General features: G+C 38.6%; 17 protein-coding genes and 2 pseudogenes. 12 read left to right on the top strand and 7 right to left on the bottom strand.

The window, feature by feature from the left end; all coding sequences use genetic code 11:
• Window positions 1-499 precede the first annotated feature (499 nt).
• A complete protein-coding gene (locus FLP15_RS00475; RefSeq protein ID WP_142765583.1) occupies window positions 500-880 on the bottom strand; it encodes a MerR family transcriptional regulator in 381 nt (126 codons plus the stop codon).
• Between the two features lie 67 nt (window positions 881-947).
• On the opposite strand from FLP15_RS00475, the gene FLP15_RS00470 reads away from it, so the two are divergent.
• Window positions 948-1,316: a carboxymuconolactone decarboxylase family protein gene (locus FLP15_RS00470; protein WP_142767395.1), complete on the top strand. Its 369-nt coding sequence runs from the start codon at window positions 948-950 to the stop codon at window positions 1,314-1,316.
• On the opposite strand, the gene recF is transcribed toward FLP15_RS00470, so the two are convergent.
• Together recF and yaaA are read right to left on the bottom strand one after the other, a co-directional pair.
• Entirely contained in the window at window positions 1,313-2,389 is a 1,077-nt protein-coding gene (gene recF / locus FLP15_RS00465) for a DNA replication/repair protein RecF (protein ID WP_142765582.1), read from the bottom strand. The genes FLP15_RS00470 and recF overlap by 4 nt on opposite strands.
• Window positions 2,390-2,577: 188 nt before the next feature.
• Window positions 2,578-2,940, bottom strand: a complete 363-nt coding sequence (gene yaaA, locus FLP15_RS00460) for a S4 domain-containing protein YaaA (protein ID WP_142765581.1) — start codon at window positions 2,938-2,940, stop codon at window positions 2,578-2,580.
• Window positions 2,941-3,019: 79 nt separating this feature from the next.
• Here yaaA and FLP15_RS00455 point away from each other — a divergent pair, with 79 nt between their 5' ends.
• The 10 genes and pseudogenes from FLP15_RS00455 to FLP15_RS00410 all read left to right on the top strand — a co-directional run bounded on the left by FLP15_RS00455 (window position 3,020) and on the right by FLP15_RS00410 (window position 15,220).
• Entirely contained in the window at window positions 3,020-3,412 is a 393-nt protein-coding gene (locus tag FLP15_RS00455) for a hypothetical protein (RefSeq protein ID WP_142765580.1), read from the top strand.
• Between the two features lie 120 nt (window positions 3,413-3,532).
• Window positions 3,533-4,810, top strand: a complete 1,278-nt coding sequence (gene yfmF / locus FLP15_RS00450) for an EF-P 5-aminopentanol modification-associated protein YfmF (RefSeq protein ID WP_342588751.1) — start codon at window positions 3,533-3,535, stop codon at window positions 4,808-4,810.
• Between the two features lie 9 nt (window positions 4,811-4,819).
• A complete protein-coding gene (gene yfmH / locus FLP15_RS00445; protein WP_190288314.1) occupies window positions 4,820-6,103 on the top strand; it encodes an EF-P 5-aminopentanol modification-associated protein YfmH in 1,284 nt (427 codons plus the stop codon).
• 343 nt (window positions 6,104-6,446) lie between these two features.
• Window positions 6,447-7,349 (top strand): helix-turn-helix domain-containing protein, encoded by a 903-nt coding sequence (locus FLP15_RS00440; RefSeq protein WP_142765578.1) that lies wholly within the window; start codon window positions 6,447-6,449, stop codon window positions 7,347-7,349.
• Window positions 7,350-7,503: 154 nt separating this feature from the next.
• Window positions 7,504-8,057, top strand: a pseudogene (gene pgsA / locus FLP15_RS00435) (CDP-diacylglycerol--glycerol-3-phosphate 3-phosphatidyltransferase).
• A gap of 852 nt (window positions 8,058-8,909) precedes the next feature.
• On the top strand, window positions 8,910-10,202 hold the full coding sequence (gene hisS, locus FLP15_RS00430; RefSeq protein ID WP_142765577.1) for a histidine--tRNA ligase: 1,293 nt from the start codon (window positions 8,910-8,912) through the stop codon (window positions 10,200-10,202).
• A 111-nt stretch (window positions 10,203-10,313) separates the two neighbouring features.
• The gene (gene aspS / locus FLP15_RS00425; protein WP_142765576.1) at window positions 10,314-12,083 is read left to right on the top strand and encodes an aspartate--tRNA ligase; all 1,770 of its coding nucleotides are present in this window, start codon (window positions 10,314-10,316) and stop codon (window positions 12,081-12,083) included.
• Window positions 12,067-12,954 carry a YitT family protein gene (locus FLP15_RS00420; RefSeq protein WP_162930859.1) on the top strand — a complete coding sequence of 296 codons (888 nt, stop codon included), beginning with the start codon at window positions 12,067-12,069 and terminating at the stop codon, window positions 12,952-12,954. Before aspS ends, FLP15_RS00420 begins: the two co-directional genes overlap by 17 nt.
• Window positions 12,955-13,180: 226 nt before the next feature.
• Window positions 13,181-14,065, top strand: coding sequence for a YitT family protein (locus tag FLP15_RS00415; RefSeq protein WP_142765575.1), 885 nt, complete (start codon window positions 13,181-13,183; stop codon window positions 14,063-14,065).
• Between the two features lie 268 nt (window positions 14,066-14,333).
• Window positions 14,334-15,220, top strand: a pseudogene (locus FLP15_RS00410) (YitT family protein).
• 29 nt (window positions 15,221-15,249) lie between these two features.
• Here the strand turns inward: FLP15_RS00410 and FLP15_RS00405 are convergent.
• From FLP15_RS00405 to FLP15_RS00390, 4 genes are all read right to left on the bottom strand, one after another.
• Window positions 15,250-15,480 (bottom strand): hypothetical protein, encoded by a 231-nt coding sequence (locus tag FLP15_RS00405; RefSeq protein WP_120772379.1) that lies wholly within the window; start codon window positions 15,478-15,480, stop codon window positions 15,250-15,252.
• 486 nt (window positions 15,481-15,966) lie between these two features.
• Window positions 15,967-16,971 carry a tRNA dihydrouridine synthase DusB gene (gene dusB, locus FLP15_RS00400; protein WP_142765574.1) on the bottom strand — a complete coding sequence of 335 codons (1,005 nt, stop codon included), beginning with the start codon at window positions 16,969-16,971 and terminating at the stop codon, window positions 15,967-15,969.
• A gap of 86 nt (window positions 16,972-17,057) precedes the next feature.
• Window positions 17,058-18,314, bottom strand: a complete 1,257-nt coding sequence (locus FLP15_RS00395; protein ID WP_142765573.1) for a tyrosine-type recombinase/integrase — start codon at window positions 18,312-18,314, stop codon at window positions 17,058-17,060.
• 386 nt (window positions 18,315-18,700) lie between these two features.
• On the bottom strand, window positions 18,701-18,919 hold the full coding sequence (locus FLP15_RS00390) for a DNA-binding protein (RefSeq protein ID WP_223804669.1): 219 nt from the start codon (window positions 18,917-18,919) through the stop codon (window positions 18,701-18,703).
• A gap of 551 nt (window positions 18,920-19,470) precedes the next feature.
• On the opposite strand from FLP15_RS00390, the gene FLP15_RS00385 reads away from it, so the two are divergent.
• On the top strand, window positions 19,471-20,889 hold the full coding sequence (locus FLP15_RS00385; RefSeq protein WP_223804668.1) for a restriction endonuclease subunit S: 1,419 nt from the start codon (window positions 19,471-19,473) through the stop codon (window positions 20,887-20,889).
• Window positions 20,890-20,912 lie beyond the last annotated feature (23 nt).

Genomic DNA, 20,912 nt, shown 5'->3' with positions numbered 1-20,912 from the left:
CCTCTATTCTTGTCACTTTAGTGACCTAGAGATAGAGGACAAATGTTCATCGGCACTTTAGTGCCTTACAGCCAATGGTCATGCGAAGCTAACTGCTAAAGCAGTAAGAGCAAAAGGCAAAGTGATAAGGCGGGATGGCAAGCTTTGCTTTCGTTCTACTGCCCTAGGGTCTTGGCGCTTTAGCGATTGCGATTTGAGCTTGTTGCTTTAGCAACTTAGCGAAATCGACAGCGCAGCAAAGCGGAGATAGAGCGAATGGATAACGAAGCGAAGCGGAGGTGTGACCTCATATCTTTGATGTTAAGCAGACTGTTGCAGCTTTAGCTGCGTACAGGTTGCACCTAGAGGTTGTTTCCTAACATTCGTGGGGGAGAAAGAATTCCCCACCAATGAAGTAATCACTTCAAAAAGTTATAAAGATTTCATTACTGAAATGTTGTTTTGGATATGATGGTATTTATTTTGTATCGTGAGGTAATTAATACAGAAAAACTCGGAATTAATTTTCCGAGTTTCGTTTTTCTAATAAATCATAATAATGATGTTTTTTGTCTTGTAGGAACTTAATATGATTTTCAATTTCTTCTTTTTGCGTAAGAAGTATCTTTTCCTGCTCGATGAGAAGGGAAATGCGTTGAATAATGGTATGTTCACCTTGCTCACGAAGTTTTGAGTATTCGACGATTTTGGTAAGGGCCATTCCTGTTGCCTTGGCACGACTGATAAATTCAATCCAACGCAGATCATCATCTGTGAAGACGCGATAATTGTTGGTATTTCTTTGAGGTTTGAGAAGTTCAAGATCCTCGTAATAACGTAATGTTGATATAGACAGACCTGTCAGCGCTGAAATTTCAGAAATTTTATAAGTAGTTGTCATTTTTAGCTTGCCCTCAAGTATACTTGATAGTTTATACTGATTTTATCATAGATTGGAGGAAATAATGATGAACAAAAAAGAAATTGGCTTGAAAAATCTTGCTGAGATTGATGGAGCAGCTGCGGAGGGTGTATTTGAAGCCCTCAAAGATATTGCACCAGACTTGAATGATATGATGTTGGAATTTGCTTTTGGGACGATTTATGACAGAAAGTGCTTGGATTTCAAACAGCGTGAAATGATTACGATTACGAGCCTTTTGACACAAGGTGGTTGTGAAAATCAGTTGCGCGTGCATATTCAAGCTTCGCTAAATGTTGGACTGACGAAAGAGGAAATTGTGGAAACTTTTATTCATTGTGCACCTTATGTCGGATTTCCTAGAGTGCTTAATGCTATTTTTGTGGCGAAAGAAGTATTTGAAAAAGCAGATTAATCTGCTTTTTTGATTTCACCTTTTTCAACATTAAAGATACTCAGACCATCAGGTAAATTTTTGAGGTGGTCAAGTGTTGTGGTGGTGATAAAGGTTTGGGTTTTATTGAGTGCTGTCGCGATGAGGTCAAGCTGACGGTGATTATCTAGCTCACTCATGACATCATCTAGGAGCAAAATTGGATATTCGCCAGTTTCTTCAAAAATTAAATCGATCTCAGCGAGCTTAATTGAAAGGGCAACTGTTCGTTGTTGACCCTGACTACCAAAATCGGCGACATTAATCTCATTGATAAAGAATTGGAGGTCATCGCGGTGAGGACCGATGCTTGTCTGGTGACGAAAAATATCGTGGTCTTGTCTGGCAAGAAGCTCTGAAGCAAAGTTTTCCTTGACATTTTGAACATAAGATATTTTTAATTCTTCGAGATTGTGAGTGAGCTGCTTGTGAATTTTTTTTGCATGATTTTCGAGTTTCTGGATAAACTGTTTACGTTCAATCATGATTTTGTTGCCATGCTCAAGCAGTTGTTCATCAAGAACAGCAAGAAAATTCTTGTCAATCTTGGATTTATCAAATTTTAGGTACGCATTTCGCTCTTTTAAGGCACGATTATAGCGCATACTGTCATAAAGGTAAATGGGACGTATTTGACCGAGTTCAATATCCATAAATCTGCGACGGATGTTCGGCGCTCCTTTGACGAGTTCGAGGTTTTCGGGAGCAAACATAATGAGGTTGAGTTGACCAATATAGTCGGCAATTCGATTTTCTTTGAGATGGTTGACTTTTGCAATCCGCCCTTTTGTGGTAAGTTGGACCTCAAGAGGGACTTTAGTATGTGATTTTTCAACTAAACCAGCGACTCTCATTTCATCTTTGTTCCAACGAATGAGTTCTTTATCGTGGCTAGTTCTGTGACTACGTGTAAGCGCGAGAAAGTGTATAGCTTCAAGGATATTGGTCTTTCCTTGAGCGTTTTGACCGAGGAAAATGTTTAAATTAGGATGGAAAGTAAGTTGAAGGTCATCGTAATTTCTGAAATTTTTGAGTTGAATGTTGGTAAGTTTCATAGATTTAAGTCTGTCAGTATGCTGACAGGATTTTTGACTACTGACAGAACTTTGTCAGTATTTATCGAAATAAGTGCGTGCTATCTCCGCCTTGCGGCTAAGCAAACGGACAGCGTAGCGCAGCGAAGATAGCGACTAGAGAAAATGGACAAATGTTTTACGAAACTCCCACTGAATAAGTCTTGACTTCATTTTCTTCCTGGGAAACGTGGTGCTTGTTTTTTCTTTGGTTTTTGACTTTTGTTTTCAATGTTGAGTTTTTTGACTAAGGCTTTAACACGCGCTTCCTCTATTTTGTCAGCTTCATGCTCTTTTATCGCTTCGTCAGTGGCTTTTTCAAATGTAACAGAAAGATTGAAGCTAGGAAATTCTAGGGTATCACCGTCACGTAATTTTTTCCCACGGCGGTTTTCGGCTTCGCCATTGTAAAAAATTTGCCCTTCGTGTTCAGCCAGAAAAAGTTTAGCTTGTCCACCTGTTGCAATTAGTCCGAGTTCTTTTAAGACTTTTCCTAGAGTGATATATTCTTCAAATAGTGTATATTTTTGCATAGCCTTATTTTAACATAATTTTTGCTTTTATTTCTGAAAAATTTATGGGAATGTTAGAATAAGATGAGGAGGGAAATAAATGATTAGAATTGGTATTTTTCTGCATTTCCTTTGTGGAAGTGTTGCGGTTTTGGGTGGTATGGCAGGAATGAGCAATCCTGAGGGAGTCTGGGGATTGACGACAGAGATGCTGGTGAATGGACCTTTTGATAACTTTTTTGTTCCTAGTCTTTTTTTGTTTTTGGTATTGGGCTTGGGAAATATCTCGTGCGGACTGGTGGTTTTGAGAAATGAGTGTTTTTCAATGTTCAGCTTTATAGCTTTTGGAATGTTACAGGTGGCTTTTATTCTTGTCCAAGTTTTGTTGCTCTGGTCTTTTACACCTTTGCATGGTATTTTCTTGGGAATGGGTTTTATACAACTTGCGATAGGTTTTCGCTATCTTTTACAGAATTTAGTTAAACAAAATTGACTCTAAGGAAATGCTCAGAAAAATCTGAGTGTTTTTTAATGGAAAAGGCGGACTAAATTATTTTAAAATTTGTTATAATAGAGCTTATGGACAGAGTTCATAATGGAAAGTGATAGTGAATTGGCGGAATATAAAATAGCAGATGGAGTAAAGCTCCATGTGATAAATGAAACAAAGTTTAAAACAGTACGGATAATGGTCCGCTTTCGAGAAAAAATATCAGAAAAAAATTTGGGAAAACGTGTGATTATTTCCAATATGTTGGAAACAACGAATGCAGTATATACAACGGGAAAAGACTTTAGTCGCAAGCTTTCTTCATTGTTTGGCGCAACTTTTACTACAGGTGTGTCAAAAAAAGGAAATCAGCATATCCTTTCGATTAACATGAATGTTGTGAACCCTAAGTTTGTGAACTTTGATACGCTGGGAGAAGCAATCTCGTTTTTAAAGACAGCTCTTTTTGAACCAGATGTCACAGGAAATGCCTTTACTCCAACGATTTTCAAACGAGAACAGACCAATTTGATTCATTATTTGGAGTCTATGAATGATGACCGAGCGTATTATGCGAGTCGTAAGTTGGCAAATTTGTTTTTTGAGGATAAAGAGCAAGCATTGCCAAGTGTTGGAACGGTTGAACTGATTGAAAGAGAAACGCCAGAAGCAGTTTTTGATTATTATCAAAAATTGTTAAAAAATAATGCAACGGATATTTTTGTGTTGGGTGATGTAGATGAAAAACGCGTTGTTGAGCTGTTTTCAGATTTTGGTTTTACTGACAGAACGGCTGTCAGTGATGTTTTTTATTCACAGCTACTTACAGAAAAGGTGTCAGTGCTGACAGAAAAAAAAGAAACTGCACAATCTCTTTTACAATTAGGCTATCATTTGGAGGTGAATTATGGTGATGTGGATTATATGGCTTTGCAAGTGATGAATGGTCTACTTGGTGGTTTTGCACATTCAAAATTATTTGCTAATGTGCGTGAAAAGGCGAGTTTAGCTTATTCCATTTCTTCAACCTTTGACTCTTTTAGTGGTTTTTTCAAGATTTCTGCTGGGATTGATGCGGCAAATTTTGACCGAGCAAAACAGCTTATCTTTGACCAACTTTTGGCATTGCAAAAGGGAGATTTTACAAGTCATGAGATGGAGCAAACAAAAACAATGCTTCGTAATACTTATTTTGTAAGTAAGGATTCACCTTCTAATAATATCGAATTGGAGTTTGTGAAAGCTTTGATTCCAGAGCGTTTTTTGACTACTGACAGATTCTTGTCATTACTGACAGAAGTGTCAAAAGTTGATATTCAGCGAGTGGCTAGTCACTTGATATTACAGGCAGAATACTTTATGGAAGGATTAATTCTTCAGGATATGAAAGATGATGAGTAAGAGGTGAATTTGAAAACTAAATTTTACGAAAAAACGGGTGAAACCTTGTTTAGTGATGTCTTGTCAAATGGTTTGACGGTATATTATCTTCCTAAAGCTGATTATAACAGGACCTATGGCCTGTTTACAACCAATTTTGGTTCACTTGATACGACTTTTATTCCTAGAGGAGCGACTGAATTTCAAACTTTTCCAGAGGGAATTGCTCATTTTTTGGAACACAAACTTTTTGAAAAAGAAGACGGAGATGTCATGTATAAGTTTGGTGCATTGGGAGCTCAAACTAATGCATTTACCAGCTTTTCCAGAACTTCGTATCTTTTTTCTACCAGAGAAAATAGTTACGAATGCACACAGCTTTTACTAGATTTTGTGCAAAAACCATATTTCACAAAAGAAAATGTTCACAAAGAACAAGGAATTATCCAGCAGGAAATCCAAATGTATCAAGATGATTCTGATTTTAGACTTTTTGCAGGATTGCTTGCTAAAATGTATCCAGAATCACCACTTGCAGCAGATATTGCGGGTACACCTGCAACAATCAATGCCATAACATCAGAAGATTTATATCAAAATTATGAAACTTTTTATCATCCTTCAAATATGAACTTGTTTTTGACAGGTCCATTTGATATTAACAAGATGGCTGATTTTGTGAAAAATAATCAAGAAAACAAAATGTTTGTGAAAATCGAAGAAATCAAACGGCAACCATTTCAAGCAGAAAACCCTCACTCTTTTGACCAAATTGAGCTAGAAGTGGCGATGCCCAAATTTGCATTAGGACTTCGAGGAGAAGATGAGCTTCCTAAGTCTTCAAAGGAATTATTAATTTATAAATTATCCAATCAGATTTTCCTTGATTTACTTTTTGGACGGACAAGTGAACGTTACGAAAAGCTCTATAATGTAGGGTTAATCGATGATTCATTTGGTTTTAGCTTTGATTTAGAGAAGCAATTTCATTTCTCAATTTTGACGGCTGATACAGAAAATCCAGAAAAATTAAGTCAAGCTTTGCAAGAAGCGCTAAAAAGTTATAAAATAGATAAAGATTTTAGTGTAGAGCATCTCGATTTGCTAAAACGTGAAATGCTTGGTGATTATTTTAGTTCTTTGAACTCTTTGGAATACATTGCTAATCAATTTGCATCCGAGATTTATGATGATTTGAACTTTTTTGATCTTCCTGAAATCCTAGAAAAGATAACACTTGATGTTATTGAAAAACATGCAGAAAAATTTATTAATGAAATGAAACTGGTAGAATTCACGATTTTGCCAAAATGAAAATCAGAATTTTTTGTGATTTTCTAAAGACTGACAAACCTGTCAGCACCTACTAAGTAAAAATGTATTTTTGTCAGTACTGACAGCATTCATCGCTGAAAGATTGATGAAGAAATTTCTCAAAAAGGAGTATACATCAAATTTTTGAGAAGCAGTGCTTTGCCTTTAAATAATAACCACTTTGCATGAGAGCGAAGGAGGTGGCTGATGCTGCGGAATATTTCAAAAAGTCACTGACAGACCCCTGTCAGCGCAATATCTATGTCGAGATTCCCAAAATCTCATAAAAAACAAGAACAGTTATAATAAAAAATCCATGTGTAGTACAACAACGAAGGGGGACATGGTGGCAATCAAAACTATTGGACAAGTCCTAAAAGAAAAGCGAACAGCGCTAGGGCTTGGTCTTTCCGAAGCAGAACAATTAACTCAAGTACAAAAATTATATATCGTCGCATTAGAAACAGACGACTATAAGGCTTTGCCCGGGGAATTTTATATCAAAGCCTATCTCAAACAATACGCTGAAAGGCTTGGCTTAAATGCAGATCGAATTATCCAAGCTTACGATGAAGGAAAAGGTATCACAGTTGAAGATAAAGAAGATATTCAGGAAACCTATCATTTTGTGAAGCCAAGCGATAGGGTTGATCCTGAAGAAGAGGAGCCGAAGACGTGGCAGCATTATGTTCCTATTATCTCCTTATCCTCAGCAGCTGTGCTGATTTTAGTTGCTGTGGTTGTCGCAGTAATCATGAATCGTCCAGAAACACCAACTCTAATTACTAATGATTATTCAACATCAAAGAGTGAATCAGTCCAAAAATCTACTGTAGCAAGTACGAGCAAAACATCTGAAAGTTCAGTACCAAACATAAGGGTTCCTGATACAAAGATAGCGGTAACAGGTTCTGGCTCAGCGATTACAGCAAATATTTCCAATATTGAAGACCCAGTGAAAGTGGAGTTTTCCGTTGCTGATGGCAGTAATATATGGGTTGGAATGAGTAATTCTGACCTGACAGCAGCAGGTAAAACTCTCTCAAGTACAATGAAAACACTTTCGTCAGTGCTGACAACAGGAGTGACGAGTTCAGTGATTTCAGTTGGAACAGTAAATGGATTGACCATCACAATCAATGGTCAAAAATTAGATTTGTCACTACTTTCTACCACTGGTCCAGCAACAATTACATTACAAATTGACCGTACAAGTACAACGACAACAAATGCAACTGGTCAGTAATGTCGCAGTTACTGACAGAATTTCCGTCAGTATATGTATATAAAAGACAGCATTTTAAATCACAAAACTTCATTTTTAGTTATCAAAAAAATACATTTTGCCTTACGAAGCTCTATGATTAACTAAATTTTGAGTCAATGTTTTAAGGAGATTTATGAAACAGAAACTACCTAATCAACTCACCATATTGCGAATTTTTATGATTCCAATTTTTCTCATTGTACTCTACCTGCCCAAAGGTGCGACTATTGGTTCAACAAATGTTGCTTGGATTGTAGCAGCAGTAATTTTTGCTGTGGCTTCTTTCACAGATTGGCTTGATGGGTATCTGGCTCGTAAGTGGCACGTCGTTTCCAATTTTGGTAAATTTGCTGATCCGCTTGCTGATAAAATGTTGACAATGACAGCTTTTGTCATGCTTATTGCCCTAAATCTTGCACCAGCATGGCTTGTTGCAATCATTGTCTGTCGTGAACTTGCTGTTACAGGACTTCGCCTTCTTCTTGTTGAGCAAGGGGAACGGTACTTGCCGCAGCTATGCCAGGAAAAATCAAAACCTTTACACAAATGCTCTCGATCATTTTTCTTTTGATAGGTGACCCAGTTTATATCGGAACAATTTTACTCTATGTTTGTCTTGTTTTCACAATTTACTCAGGATATGATTATTTTGCAAAAAATATGTCAGTTTTCAAAAATGCAGATTAATTTATAAAACTTACTAAAGTCGCTTGCTTTGAGCGACTTTTTGCGTTACAATAAATGATAGATAGAGAGTGAGTGTTTGGTGAAAGCTCACAAGATTTGAAAGAGACAGCTCTTATTCGTGACATGATTTCGATGATAACGTTATAATCAATCTGAGGCTCATTCGTGAGCGAATTTTAGGTGGTACCGTGCAAATTCAGCACCCTAGAGCAAGTGAGCTTTAGGGTGCTTTCTTTTTGAAAAAAGCGATTACAATCTAGAAGATTGTTTTTATCGAAGATGTTAAGCAGGCTATTGCAGCTTTAACTGCGTACAGGTCGCTTAGTTGTTACACCTAGAGGTTGACCCTAAATTCAGTGGGAGTTGCCCTTTTATCAATCGCAATTCCCCCACCAATGAAGTAATCACTTCAAGCGATAGGTTTGAAAGTTAAACAGTATTAATTGTTGCAGGTGCTATACATTCACACTTTGAGCGTTCAGCGCTTTAGAACATTTATCTCTTTACCTAACCGCAAAGCAGTAAGAGAAAAAATAATCTTTTGCTGGCTAACATCCTATCTCGCATTACGAATTTAGCGCTCAGGCTTCAGGAACAGTTCTAGTCGTTTTGGAGCGAATGCATAACGTGTGAAGCAGAGATGTAACCCCATAACTCTGATTTAACTAAGCAAGTGTCTGCTAAATCCCCCACCTCTTTTAGGTGGCGGGATAAGCAACACTAAGCTTTGCTTTCGTTCTACTAATATCAGTGGGAGAGAAAGAATCTCCCACTGATGAAGTAATCACTTCAAAAGTTAGTTTAGGATTTACTAACAAAAATATAATTTTTCATCATCTTGAAAGGAAAAAAATGAAACTTCAAAAACCCAAAGGAACAGCGGATATCCTTCCAGCTGAGTCTGCCAAATGGCAATATATTGAGGAAATCGCTCGCGCCGTATTTAATGACTATAATTTCAAAGAAATCCGTACACCAATGTTTGAAAGTTACGAACTTTTCAGTCGTGCCACAGGTGAAACGAGCGATATTGTTACAAAAGAGATGTATGACTTTGAAGATAAAGGCGGGCGCCACATTGCTCTTAGACCAGAAGGAACTGCTGGAGCAGTTCGTGCATATATTGAGAATAAACTCTATGCTCCTGAAATTATCAAGCCTGTCAAAATTTGGTATGAAGAACCAATGTTTCGATATGAACGCCCACAATCAGGACGTTTGCGACAATTTCATCAATTTGGTGTGGAATGTTTAGGAGTTAAAAATCCAGCTATTGATGTTGAAATCATTGCTATGGCAGATAGCTTTTTCCGTCAACTAGGTCTTACAGGCATCACTCTTTCACTCAATTCTCTTGGAGATATGGAAAGTAGAAAAACATATCGTAAAGCTCTGATTGACTATCTGATACCTTTTGAAACACAACTTTCAGAAGATAGCCGCCGTAGACTCCAAGAAAATCCTCTTCGTGTGTTGGATAGCAAAGAACCAGAAGATATTGACATTGTGGAAAAAGCACCATCAATTTTGGACTACCTCAACGAAACGTCAAAGAATTATTTTGAAGAAGTCAAGCGTATTCTCGAAACTTTAAATATCAATTATACTATTGACTCTAATATGGTTCGCGGTCTTGATTATTATAACGATACAATTTTTGAGTTTATTGTTAACTTTGAAGGTAAAGATTTGACCGTTTGTGGCGGAGGTCGTTACGATGGATTAGTTGAGTACTTTGATGGACCAGCTACACCAGCTTTTGGGTTTGGTCTGGGGATTGAGCGTTTACTTTTAGTTGTTGCAAAACAAGAAATTGAATTTATACCTGAGGAAAATCTTGATGTTTTTATCGCAGTAATGGGGGATAAAGCAAATCTTGAAGCAACTAAGCTAACTGAATCACTTCGTGAACAAGCTTTCAAAGTAGAACGTGATTTTTCGAATAGGAAACTTGGTGCTCAATTTAAAACAGCAGAAAAGCTGGGAGCAGAGCTCATTATTACTATCGGAGAAGATGAAGTTCGTACAGGTAATGTTAAAATCAAACATAATCAGACACGTAAAGAAGTATCAACGACGCTCAAAGAAATCTATGAATCATTTGCACCAGTATTTGAAGAAATCTATGCAGATATAGAGAACTAAAAAAATAAATTTTCAAAATACCAGAAAGAAGGAAGAGAATTTTCCTAGAACCTGATGAGAATAAAGTGTTGTTACTTTTTCAGGGTTAGATAGGAAAATTAATATCTTATTATGAAACGTACGAATTACGCAGGAAATATCACAGAAGAATATTTGAATCAAGAAGTTACCGTTAAAGGGTGGGTAGCAAAACGCCGTAATCTTGGAGGTCTGATTTTCATTGATTTACGCGACCGCGAAGGAATCGTCCAAATTGTAATTAATCCAGAAACAGCACATCCTGAAGTTGCACAAGCTGCGGACAAAGTACGGAATGAATTCGTTCTTGAGGTTACAGGTAAAGTCGTTGAACGCGCTAGTAAAAATGAGAAAATCAAAACAGGAGGGATTGAGATTGAAGCAACAACAATTGAAATCCTTTCAGCGTCAAAAACAACACCTTTTGAAATCAAAGATGGTGTTGAAGTTCTTGATGATACACGCTTGAAATACCGTTATCTCGATTTACGTCGTCCAGAAATGTTGGCAAATATCACAATGCGCCATGCAACAACACGAGCAATTCGCTCTTACCTTGATGGCGAAGGGTTTATTGATGTTGAAACACCTTTCCTTAATAAATCTACACCAGAAGGGGCACGTGACTATTTAGTGCCAAGTCGTGTGAATAAGGGAGAATTTTACGCGCTACCACAATCTCCACAACTCATGAAACAATTGCTTATGACAGCTGGACTTGACCGCTACTATCAAATTGTCAAATGTTTTCGTGATGAAGATTTGCGTGGCGATCGTCAACCAGAATTTACTCAGGTCGATTTAGAAACATCATTTTTATCAGAGGAAGAAATCCAAGAACTTACGGAAGGATTGATTGCCAAAGTCATGAAAGAAGTGAAAGAGGTTGATGTAACGTTACCTTTTCCACGAATGAAATATGATGATGCCATGAACTTCTATGGTTCAGATAAACCAGATACACGTTTTGAACTTTTACTTCAAGACTTGACTGAACTTGCACACACTGTAGATTTCAAAGTTTTCGCTGAAGCACAAGCAGTCAAAGCGATTGTTGTAAAAAATGCAGCAGATAAATATTCACGTAAAGCGATTGATAAGCTTACAGAGCAAGCAAAGCAAAATGGTGCAAAAGGTCTAGCTTGGGTTAAATTTGAAAATGATGAATTAGCAGGTTCTGTTGCGAAATTTCTAGCCGATAAGACAGCAGAATTTCAAACGGAACTCCAACTTGAAAATAATGATCTGGTTCTCTTTGTGGCTGATACACTTGAAGTTGCAAATGCAGCATTGGGAGCGCTTCGACTTACTGTTGGAAAGCAACAAGGCTTGATAGATTTCCGAAAATTTAACTTCTTGTGGGTTATTGATTGGCCGATGTTTGAATGGTCAGAAGAGGAAGAACGCTATATGTCTGCTCATCATCCATTTACATTACCAACCAAAGAAACACAAACATTTTTATCAGCTGATGGTCACAGCAAAGACTCAGAGCTAAGCAAAGTACGGGCTCATGCTTATGACATTGTACTTAATGGCTATGAGCTTGGTGGTGGCTCATTGCGTATTAATACGCGCGAGCTTCAAGAAGAAATGCTCAAAGCGCTTGGTTTTAATTTAGCAGATGCAAATGAACAATTTGGTTTCTTACTTGAAGCATTAGACTATGGATTCCCTCCACATGGTGGTTTAGCGCTTGGTCTTGACCGTTTTGTCATGCTATTAGCTGGTAAAGACAATATTCGTGAGGTCATTGCCTTCCCTAAAAATAATAAAGCAACCGATCCGATGACGCAAGCACCAAGTGTGGTTGCAGAAAAACAACTGGAAGAATTGAGTATTAAACTTGCAAACAATAATTAAAGTCTTAAAGTCAATTGGACTGGAAAAATTAGTCAATAAGTTTTCTGCGGCAGTAGTGTATGGAGTATTTTCTTCATTCGCATTAAACTTTTTCTACCAGCCTGGACATGTCTATGCTTCTGGTGCCACAGGGGTGGCTCAGGTTGTATCTGAGTTAGTTACTCGATTGGTTGGACATGATATTCTACCTATTTCTGTAACGCTCTTTCTTGTAAATGTACCGTTAATTATGCTCGCATGGCGAGGAATTGGGAAACAATTTACTGTTTATACTTTGATTACAGTTTTTATGAGCTCTGTGTTTATCCATTTTATACCAGTGACCTCGTTAACAAATGACCCAGTCATCAATGCTGTTTTTGGTGGTGCTATCATGGGATTTGGAGTAGGGAATGCGATGAAAGCTGGTATTTCAAGCGGAGGAACGGATATCGTTAGTCTTTATGTTCGAAAAAAAACAGGGCGTACGGTAGGAACTTTGTCTTTTATCGTTAATGGTATTGTTGTCTTTGTGGCGGGTATCTTGTTTGGTTGGGAATATATGCTTTATTCTATCATTGCTATATTTGTCAGTTCGCGTGTCCAAGATGCGATTTTTACACGACAAAAACGATTGCAAGTGATGATAGTTACGCAGAATCCTGATTTGCTCATGCATAAGCTCTTTGAGCGCTTCAATCATGGTGTGACGATTTTGAATAATACTGAGGGAGGGTATACCCATGAAAAACGGACAGTATTATTAACTGTGATTACGATGTATGAATATCAAGATTTCAAATCTATCATTGGAAGGTATGATCCAAAGGCTTTTGTTTCAATCTCGGAAAATGTTCGGGTATTAGGAAACTTTACTGAGGTCAGTGATTAATAACTAAACAAATAAAGGAAGGGAGAAAGTCTGAATCTGAGCTTTCTCCCCTTCTTATATCTTTTTTTTAATGAAAAAAATGTCATCAAAAGATTTGTGAGATTAATCTCAAAATATAGTGAGATAAGGAAATAAGGTGAAAACACCTGATTTTATTAGAGGTCAAAGTGAGGGCTTAAGAAAATTTTTTATAATAAGCTTTGTTATATATTAGAGGAGGAATTACATGAGGGATTTAGCAAGAGTACATTTTTTATATCTTCTTGCCATTACTCTGGGTACAGGGATTTACGCATTTGGGTTTGTAGCGTTTAATATGGCTAATCATCTTGCACAAGGAGGAATTGCAGGGATTTCTTTGATTGGATATGCACTTTTGCATATTGATCCATCTTATACACAGCTTATTTTGAATATCCCGCTTTTGATTTTAGGCTATCAATTTTTGGGACGTCGGACTTTTATTTACACGATATGGGGAATTTTAAGTTTAGCTATCTGGATTTGGATCTTTCAGCGAGTAGATTTTTCCATCAATATTGACCACGATAATCTGATTGCAGCGTTATTGGCTGGTGTCTTTGCCGGTACAGGGATTGGAATTGTTTTTCGATTTGGTGGAACTACTGGAGGGGCGGATATTATTGCAAAATTATTCCAGATTAAAAAAGGTGTTCCTGTTGGGAGAATACTTTTTATGTTTGATTCCGCTGTTTTGGCTCTTTCGCTGAGTTATATTAATCTTCAACAGATGATGTACACGTTAATTGCGAGTTTTCTTGCGATGCAAGTAGTCAATGTCATTCAAAGCGGTGGATATACGGTTCGTGGTATGTTGATTATTACTAATAAACATGCCGAAGTAGCAAAGGCAATCATTGAGGAAATTGGGCGTAGTGCAACCTATCTTCATGGTGAGGGGGCATATTCAGGAAATTCAAAAGAAGTTTTATATGTTGTCCTAAATCCAGGGGAAATTCAGGAAGTAAAAGAGGTATTATCTATTGTTGACCCTAATGCTTTTACTTCAATTATTAATGTGCATGAAGTGATTGGAGATTTCGCTCCTAAACGAGGGAGATTTAAAGAAATTAAAAAGTCAAAGAAGTGATAGATAGGGATGTTAATTTTGGCATTAAGGAATCTCTATCGTGTTAAATAAAAAATCCCAAAGAAGTAAAATTTCTTTGGATTTTTTTGTTTTAATGGGCTTCGATGAGTGGTGATTGAGTCAATAATAACAGGGGTTTCATGGGAAGATAAAAAATATTAGTATAGACAATTTCAAAGTTTGACCAAATTCCAAATTTTAAGTACAATAGTGATAAAGACCTTGCCCTTTTGGCAAGGATATTTTGTGAAATTTTTGGGGGATTTATATGAAAAATTTAGCAAGAGTACATTTCTTGCATATTGTTGCAATTGCATTGGGAACAGCAATTTATGCTTTTGGGTTTGTTGAGTTCAATATGGCAAATCATCTTGCCGAGGGTGGAGTGGCTGGTCTTTCGCTGATTGGACATGCCTTGTTTCATATTGATCCTTCTTATACACAGTTGATTTTAAATATTCCGCTTTTAATTATTGGTTATCGCTTTTTGGGACGTCGAACTTTTATTTATACGATTTGGGGAATTTTGAGTCTTTCAATTTGGATGTGGATTTTCCAACGGGTTGATTTTTCAGTTAATGTTGGTCATGATAATCTGATTGCGGCGCTATTAGCGGGGTATTTGCTGGTATTGGAATCGGTTTTGTTTTCCGATTTGGTGGGACGACTGGTGGTGCTGATATTGTGGCGAAGTTGCTTCAGATTAAGCGTGGTGTTGCAGTCGGAAAAACATTTTTTGCTTTTGATGCTTGCGTCATGCTTTTATCACTTAGTTATATTAATCTGAATCATATGATGTATACTTTGATTGCGAGTTTTGTTGCTGCGCAAGTGCTTAATGTTGTGCAAAGTGGTGGTTATACGGTTCGTGGAATGTTGATTATAACGAGTAAACATCGGGAGATGGCAAAGGCGATTATTGAAGAAACAGGTCGTGGAGCGACTTATCTTCACGGTGAGGGAGCTTACTCTGGACATTCAAAAGAAATTCTGTATGTCGTTTTGAACCCAGGTGAGATTCAAGAGGTGAAACAGATTTTATCTATTATTGATCCTAATGCTTTTACTTCAATTATCAATGTGCATGAGGTTATTGGAGATTTTACCTACCCACGCAGTAGATTTAAAGAGGTGAAAAAGATTAATAAAAAATAGCTCATAAGAGCTATTTTTTATTATGATATTTATCTTGAAAGACGATCAGCTTCGAGTTGTCCCACAGATTTGACTCCTTCAACTTGGAAACTATCAGCATTGACCCCTGTTTTAATCGCTTCTAGCTGTTTAATCGTCTTATCCAATTGAATTAAGTTTTGCATATTGTAATCAAAGGTATAATTGCTAATTTCACGCTTTGCTTTTTTCAAATGAATAACGGCTTTTTCGATTTCTTCGGTAGCTCTAGTTGTACGCATGAGAAAACCCTTTCTTTTTTTGGAATTGTATAAACATTTCTAGCTCTATTATAAACAAAAAATCTGGAAATTTCCAGATTCATCTCTATTTTATCGAAATAAGTGCGTGCTAACTTTGAATTTCGTCTGACTGCCATAGGGCGTTGGCGCTTTTAGCGCCTAGGCTTCTTGGACAAGACCACTTCGCCTTGCGACTTTAGTCAATTGCGATTTGAACTTGCCACTTTATAGGATAGCCGTTTGCGCTAAAGCAGCAACGGATATGCTAGTTGTTACACCTAGTGGCTTAGTGAAATCGACAGCGCAGCAAAGCGGAGATAGAGCGAATGGATAACGAAGTGAAGCGGAGGTGTGAACTCATATCGTACAGGTCGCTTAGTTATTACTACCCTAAATTCAGTTAGAGTTGCCCTTTTATCAGCCGCTTCAGCGGCTAGAGAAAATGGACAAATGTTTTAGGAAACTCCCACTGAATAAATCTTGACTTCATTTTACGTGATTAGCAAAAGCGTCAAGGATTTGAATAATCTCTTCTTGGGATTCGGCTTGATTGACGGCGACTTTTACTTTGGCGGCACGTGGTGCGCCTTTGAGGTAGTAGGCGGCGTGTTGGCGGAATTCGCGTGAGGCGAGATTGTCTCCTTTTAGTTCGACGAGGCGGGCGAGGTGGAGCTTGGCGATTTCCATTTTTTCTTCTACGCTTGGCTCAGGGAGCAGCTCTCCTGTGCGAAGGTAATGCTCTGTACGATGAAGTACCCAGGGATTTCCGAGCGCAGCACGTCCCATCATCACAGCGGTTACGCCTGTTTCGTCAATCATACGTTTGGCGTCTTCGGGTGAGTGGACATCGCCGTTTCCGATGACTGGAATATTGACATTTTCGGTTAATGTTTTGAGCCAATGCCAATTTTCTTGGGCATTGCCAGTGTAGGCTTGAGCCTTGGTTCTCGCATGCATGGCAACTGCGGAAGCGCCACCTGCTTCAATCGCCTTGGCATTTTCAACAGCAAAGAGGTGGTCATTGTCCCAGCCGATACGGATTTTGACCGTGAGCGGCTTTGAAATGGCAGAGCTGACAGCTTTGACAACGTCATATACTTTGTCGGGGTCAAGCAGAAGCCTAGAGCCTGCTTCATTTTTTGTGACTTTGGGGACAGGGCAGCCCATGTTGATGTCAATAATGTCTGCGACAGTGTTGGCTTCAACGAACTTTGCGGCTTCAACGAGCGTGTCGATTTCACCGCCAAAGATTTGCATGGAGAGAGGGTGTGGCACGCCCTCGAAGTCCATCATTTCGAGTGTTTTTTTGTTGCGGTGTTCAATGCCTTTGTCAGAAATCATCTCTGTGACGACAAGTCCTGCGCCAAATTCTTTTGCTGTTTTGAGAAAAGCTTTGTTATTAATTCCTGCCATTGGGGCAAGTACGATTTTATTTTTTATCTCGATGTCGCGGATTTTCCACGGCTCGTTGTAGATTTTGTCCATTTCCATAGAGACTATTATATCAGAAAACTCGCCCCGAGTGGTCATATTTCTCCAATGACCTCAAAGCCCCTCCACTCAAAGCCCTCAGTATTTCAGCCCGTTCGTTTGCTCCTCCGTAAATCCCAAATCTCATCCGTTTTTTCGTGAATATTTCGTGAATTTTGGAGAGAGAAATCTTTCAAGGCAAGGTCTGCCCGCTCAAGCAGGACGGGCGTTACATGACGTCCGTAAACCCGACTAATCATCTGCGTATCCGACCAGCCACCACGTTGGACAATGACTTGCTCGTCAATCCCCAGCTCTTTTTGCAACATCACATTGCCATGCCGCAGAGCGTGTGAGACAAAGGATGATTTCAGCTTGTAAGGGAGCACATCGCAAAATCGTTTCAGGTAAGTGTTAATCACAGTCCCTTTCATCAAAGCACCTTTTTCAGATAAAAAGATAAATTCTGCATCCTCGTCATTTCGCTCGATAAACCAGTGAATGATTTCCAACTCCCGTCGTTTCAGGAGAATGTCTCGCTCCGAATGTTTTGTCTTCAAGGTTTTCAATTTGGGACTGCCTGACCTCGAATTTACGACATCAAGTTGCGTTCGCAAATGCAGCACCCCTTTATCAAAATCAATGTCCTGCCCTCGCAGTCCTACGGATTCAGAAATGCGGTCACCCATCAAGAACTGAAACTCCATAAAGTAACGTTTCCGCCAATTATTCTGCCGTGTTTCCTCTGTCCGAGCTAAATCCGCCCGTGTTTCCATCGCTGTAAGCAGCATTCGCATCTCGTCAACCGTGAAATTCTTATCTTCCCGCTTTTTCTTTTCCTCAAGCGTTTCCATGTGCTTGGGCATCCGCAGGCGATACACCGGGCTTTCCTTGATATAACCTTCGTCCTCACAAAACTCAAAGAACAGATTGAGCCGACTGCGATAGTTCTTCATTGATGCAGGAGCGATGGACAAAGCCAGTAGATAATCTTTCACATGGTCTTTTTCGACTTTGGAAACTTTCCAACGCCCAAACTGAGCCACGAAAGGGCGTACAACGTGTAAATCCTCGACGTGTGTCCCGTCTGCAACAGCACCTTTTCGAGTTGCCAGCCATTCCGCCATCGCCTCAGCGACTGTCAATCCTGTCTTACTTTTTCCACTCTCGCCCAAAATCTTCTCAACCTTGAGCGACAACTTATTTTTAATTCCCTCCAAACTTTTCTTCGTCGTGCTGTCCGTCCCACAAGTGACCTGCTTCCAGCGTTCCTCCTGCGGATGATAATAGTCCATCACGACCCGATATTTCGACTTTCCTGTGGATTTTTCAGGGTAAATCCTCAACCCATTTTTTGTAGCCATTGCTCTCCTTTCGATTTTTCACGAATAGGAGCGTTTAGAACACCTCTATTATACCATTCTTTCGCCGTGATTACTGCCGTAAGACCCTCCTTTAACCTTATTTTCTACCGTGATGATTTAGGACTTATTGGGAATGATTAAGTACCTGTTTTGCCGTTCAGTTCCCGCAACCCCCGCAACCCCCGAAATACCCCTGTGTACTGACTATTTCCCGTGGTTGAGCCGCTGGTTGGACTTGTGTACAAGTAACACCCCTTGTTTAACACTTGGGGTGTAAGGGGCAGCGAACGAGCAAGCTCGCCCGCAGCCCTTGGGGCAAGCCACACAGGCGACTTGTGGCTAAAGCCGTCGCACAGTGCGTCTCGCCTCCTCCAAGGGCAGCCCCGTCAAATTTCTCTCGCATGAGCTTTGTATTGCAAGTAGCGTTCATAACCCTTAATCCTGATATTGACACGTTTATGTCCAACATTCAAGACTTCCCCTGCAAATTCTGGCAGTCGTCGCATTGCCGTCAAATCATTTCCTAGTGTTTTGACATTCACACCGAAGATATAGGCGATTTCTTCTTTTGACCCATAGAGCTTGGTCAATTTTTCTTTTTCCAAATAGTGTCCTCCATATTTTTATTTTGATTTTTTGTACTCTTATTTTATCGTTCTCTCTTGGTTATCGCAATCAATTTTGACAACAACAGAGAAGTTTTTAGAAGTCCATTTTACCGCTTGGTCGAGAAGTTCGCAAGCTGTTTTGGTGTCAAAGCTCCAGATTTTTTTGTGAGTTTCATTCTATTGCTTCTCAAAAAATCTATAATCAAATTTGTCATAGAGTCCTCAATTTCATCTCGTAAAAAGTTGAAACCACCCGTTTTGCAAGCATAGTATTTGTAGCCACAAACACAAAATTTTCAAAAAGCCGTTGAGCAGACTCAACGACCTTTTGAAAGTTTTGGGGTAGCCCCCCAATCCCCGATCTTATTCTTTGATAACTTATTTTGAAACTCAACAACCTCTAATACTTGCAGAAAAAATTTCGGGCTTACAAAGTCCAAAATCAAAAATCTAAACCTTATGTTTTTCAAGATGGGGATTGTGGAACTCCTCAAGTATTAGAAAAAATATCGAGCACGGATTGGGAATTTCTTCTAAACTTTGTATTTGTGGCTACAAATACTATGCTTGCAAGTAGTGCCTTCATCAATTCTTTTTTGCTTTTCTCAAAAGTTGATAATTTACATTATGAGAAGTTTGCAGACGGGACACTTAAAGCGGTTGAGGTGCCGTTTGATATTCCTGAGAGTTGGGAGTGGGTGAGATTTTCAAAAATTGTATCAAATATTTTTGCAGGCGGAGATAGACCGGAAATATGCACAGAGAATGAAACACCTATTACTCAAATACCTATATATTCTAACGGTGCCAAAAATGATGGATTATATGGATATACTGATGCTCCAAGAGTAACGGAAAAATCTCTTACAATTTCAGGAAGAGGTACTATCGGATATTCGTCAATTAGAAATAGCCCGTTTGTACCAATCGTTCGTTTAATTGTTATTCAAACAAATGAAAAATTTATTGGATTAGAATTTCTGAAATATTTTTTTGATTGTATATTGCCAACTGGTCAAGGAACAAGTATCCCTCAGCTGACAGTCCCAATGTTAAAAGATTATTTTGTGGCTCTTCCTCCAATCAATGAACAACTACGTCTTGTTAAAATAATAGAACAATTTTTTCCTAAAATAAATACCTATGCTCAAAACTACAACCAATTAGAACTCATCAACAAAACCTTCCCCGACAAACTCCGCAAATCCATCCTCCAATACGCCATGCAAGGGAAACTTGTTCCACAAGACCCGAATGATGAACCTGTCGAGATTTTACTCGAAAAAATCCGATCCGAAAAGCTGAGACTCTATGAGACAGGCAAGCTCAAGAAGAAAGATTTGCAGGAGACGGTCATCTATAAAGCTGAGGATAACTCATATTATCAGCAAGATGGGGAAAATACTGTAAAAATTGATGTTCCGTTTGAGATACCTCAGAATTGGAAGTGGATTAAACTTAGAGACTTGTCACAGCTTGTAACAGATGGTACTCACAAAACACCTGCTTATACTGAAAATGGCATACCATTTTTAAGCGTCCAAAACATATCTTCAGGAAAATTTACTTTCCAACGTATCAAATACATTAGCAAGACTGAACACGAAATATTGAAGAAACGAGTATTGCCCCAAAAAGACGATATATTATTTTGTCGGATTGGGACATTAGGAAAAGCACTTAAAAATACGCTAGATTTCGAGTATAGCATCTTTGTAAGTTTGGGGCTTGTTCGATTAATTGATAATTCGATTGTTGATTTTATTATTGAGGTCATAAATTCGCCAGTAGGGACTAATTGGATTGATGAAGTAAAAGTCGGAGGTGGAACACACACTTATAAAATAAACCTCAGGGACATCCCAAATTTTCTACTTCCAGTTCCACCAAAATCTGAGCAAGAACGCATTATTCGTAGTATTTCTATGCTCACTCAAGAAATCAACAGCCTAAAAGCGGTAAAATAATGTCATGCGGTGGAATTTCCTAT

The organism is Lactococcus protaetiae, assembly GCF_006965445.1.
Lineage (GTDB): Bacteria > Bacillota > Bacilli > Lactobacillales > Streptococcaceae > Lactococcus > Lactococcus protaetiae.
This window is presented reverse-complemented; position numbering and strand designations above follow the sequence as displayed.

Coding starts and splice junctions, on each gene's coding strand:
- FLP15_RS00475 (WP_142765583.1), bottom strand. CDS start 880: ATGACAACTACTTATAAAATTTCTGAAATTTCAGCGCTGACAGGTCTG.
- FLP15_RS00470 (WP_142767395.1), top strand. CDS start 948: ATGAACAAAAAAGAAATTGGCTTGAAAAATCTTGCTGAGATTGATGGA.
- recF (WP_142765582.1), bottom strand. CDS start 2,389: ATGAAACTTACCAACATTCAACTCAAAAATTTCAGAAATTACGATGAC.
- yaaA (WP_142765581.1), bottom strand. CDS start 2,940: ATGCAAAAATATACACTATTTGAAGAATATATCACTCTAGGAAAAGTC.
- FLP15_RS00455 (WP_142765580.1), top strand. CDS start 3,020: ATGATTAGAATTGGTATTTTTCTGCATTTCCTTTGTGGAAGTGTTGCG.
- FLP15_RS00440 (WP_142765578.1), top strand. CDS start 6,447: ATGGTGGCAATCAAAACTATTGGACAAGTCCTAAAAGAAAAGCGAACA.
- hisS (WP_142765577.1), top strand. CDS start 8,910: ATGAAACTTCAAAAACCCAAAGGAACAGCGGATATCCTTCCAGCTGAG.
- aspS (WP_142765576.1), top strand. CDS start 10,314: ATGAAACGTACGAATTACGCAGGAAATATCACAGAAGAATATTTGAAT.
- FLP15_RS00415 (WP_142765575.1), top strand. CDS start 13,181: ATGAGGGATTTAGCAAGAGTACATTTTTTATATCTTCTTGCCATTACT.
- FLP15_RS00405 (WP_120772379.1), bottom strand. CDS start 15,480: ATGCGTACAACTAGAGCTACCGAAGAAATCGAAAAAGCCGTTATTCAT.
- dusB (WP_142765574.1), bottom strand. CDS start 16,971: ATGGAAATGGACAAAATCTACAACGAGCCGTGGAAAATCCGCGACATC.
- FLP15_RS00395 (WP_142765573.1), bottom strand. CDS start 18,314: ATGGCTACAAAAAATGGGTTGAGGATTTACCCTGAAAAATCCACAGGA.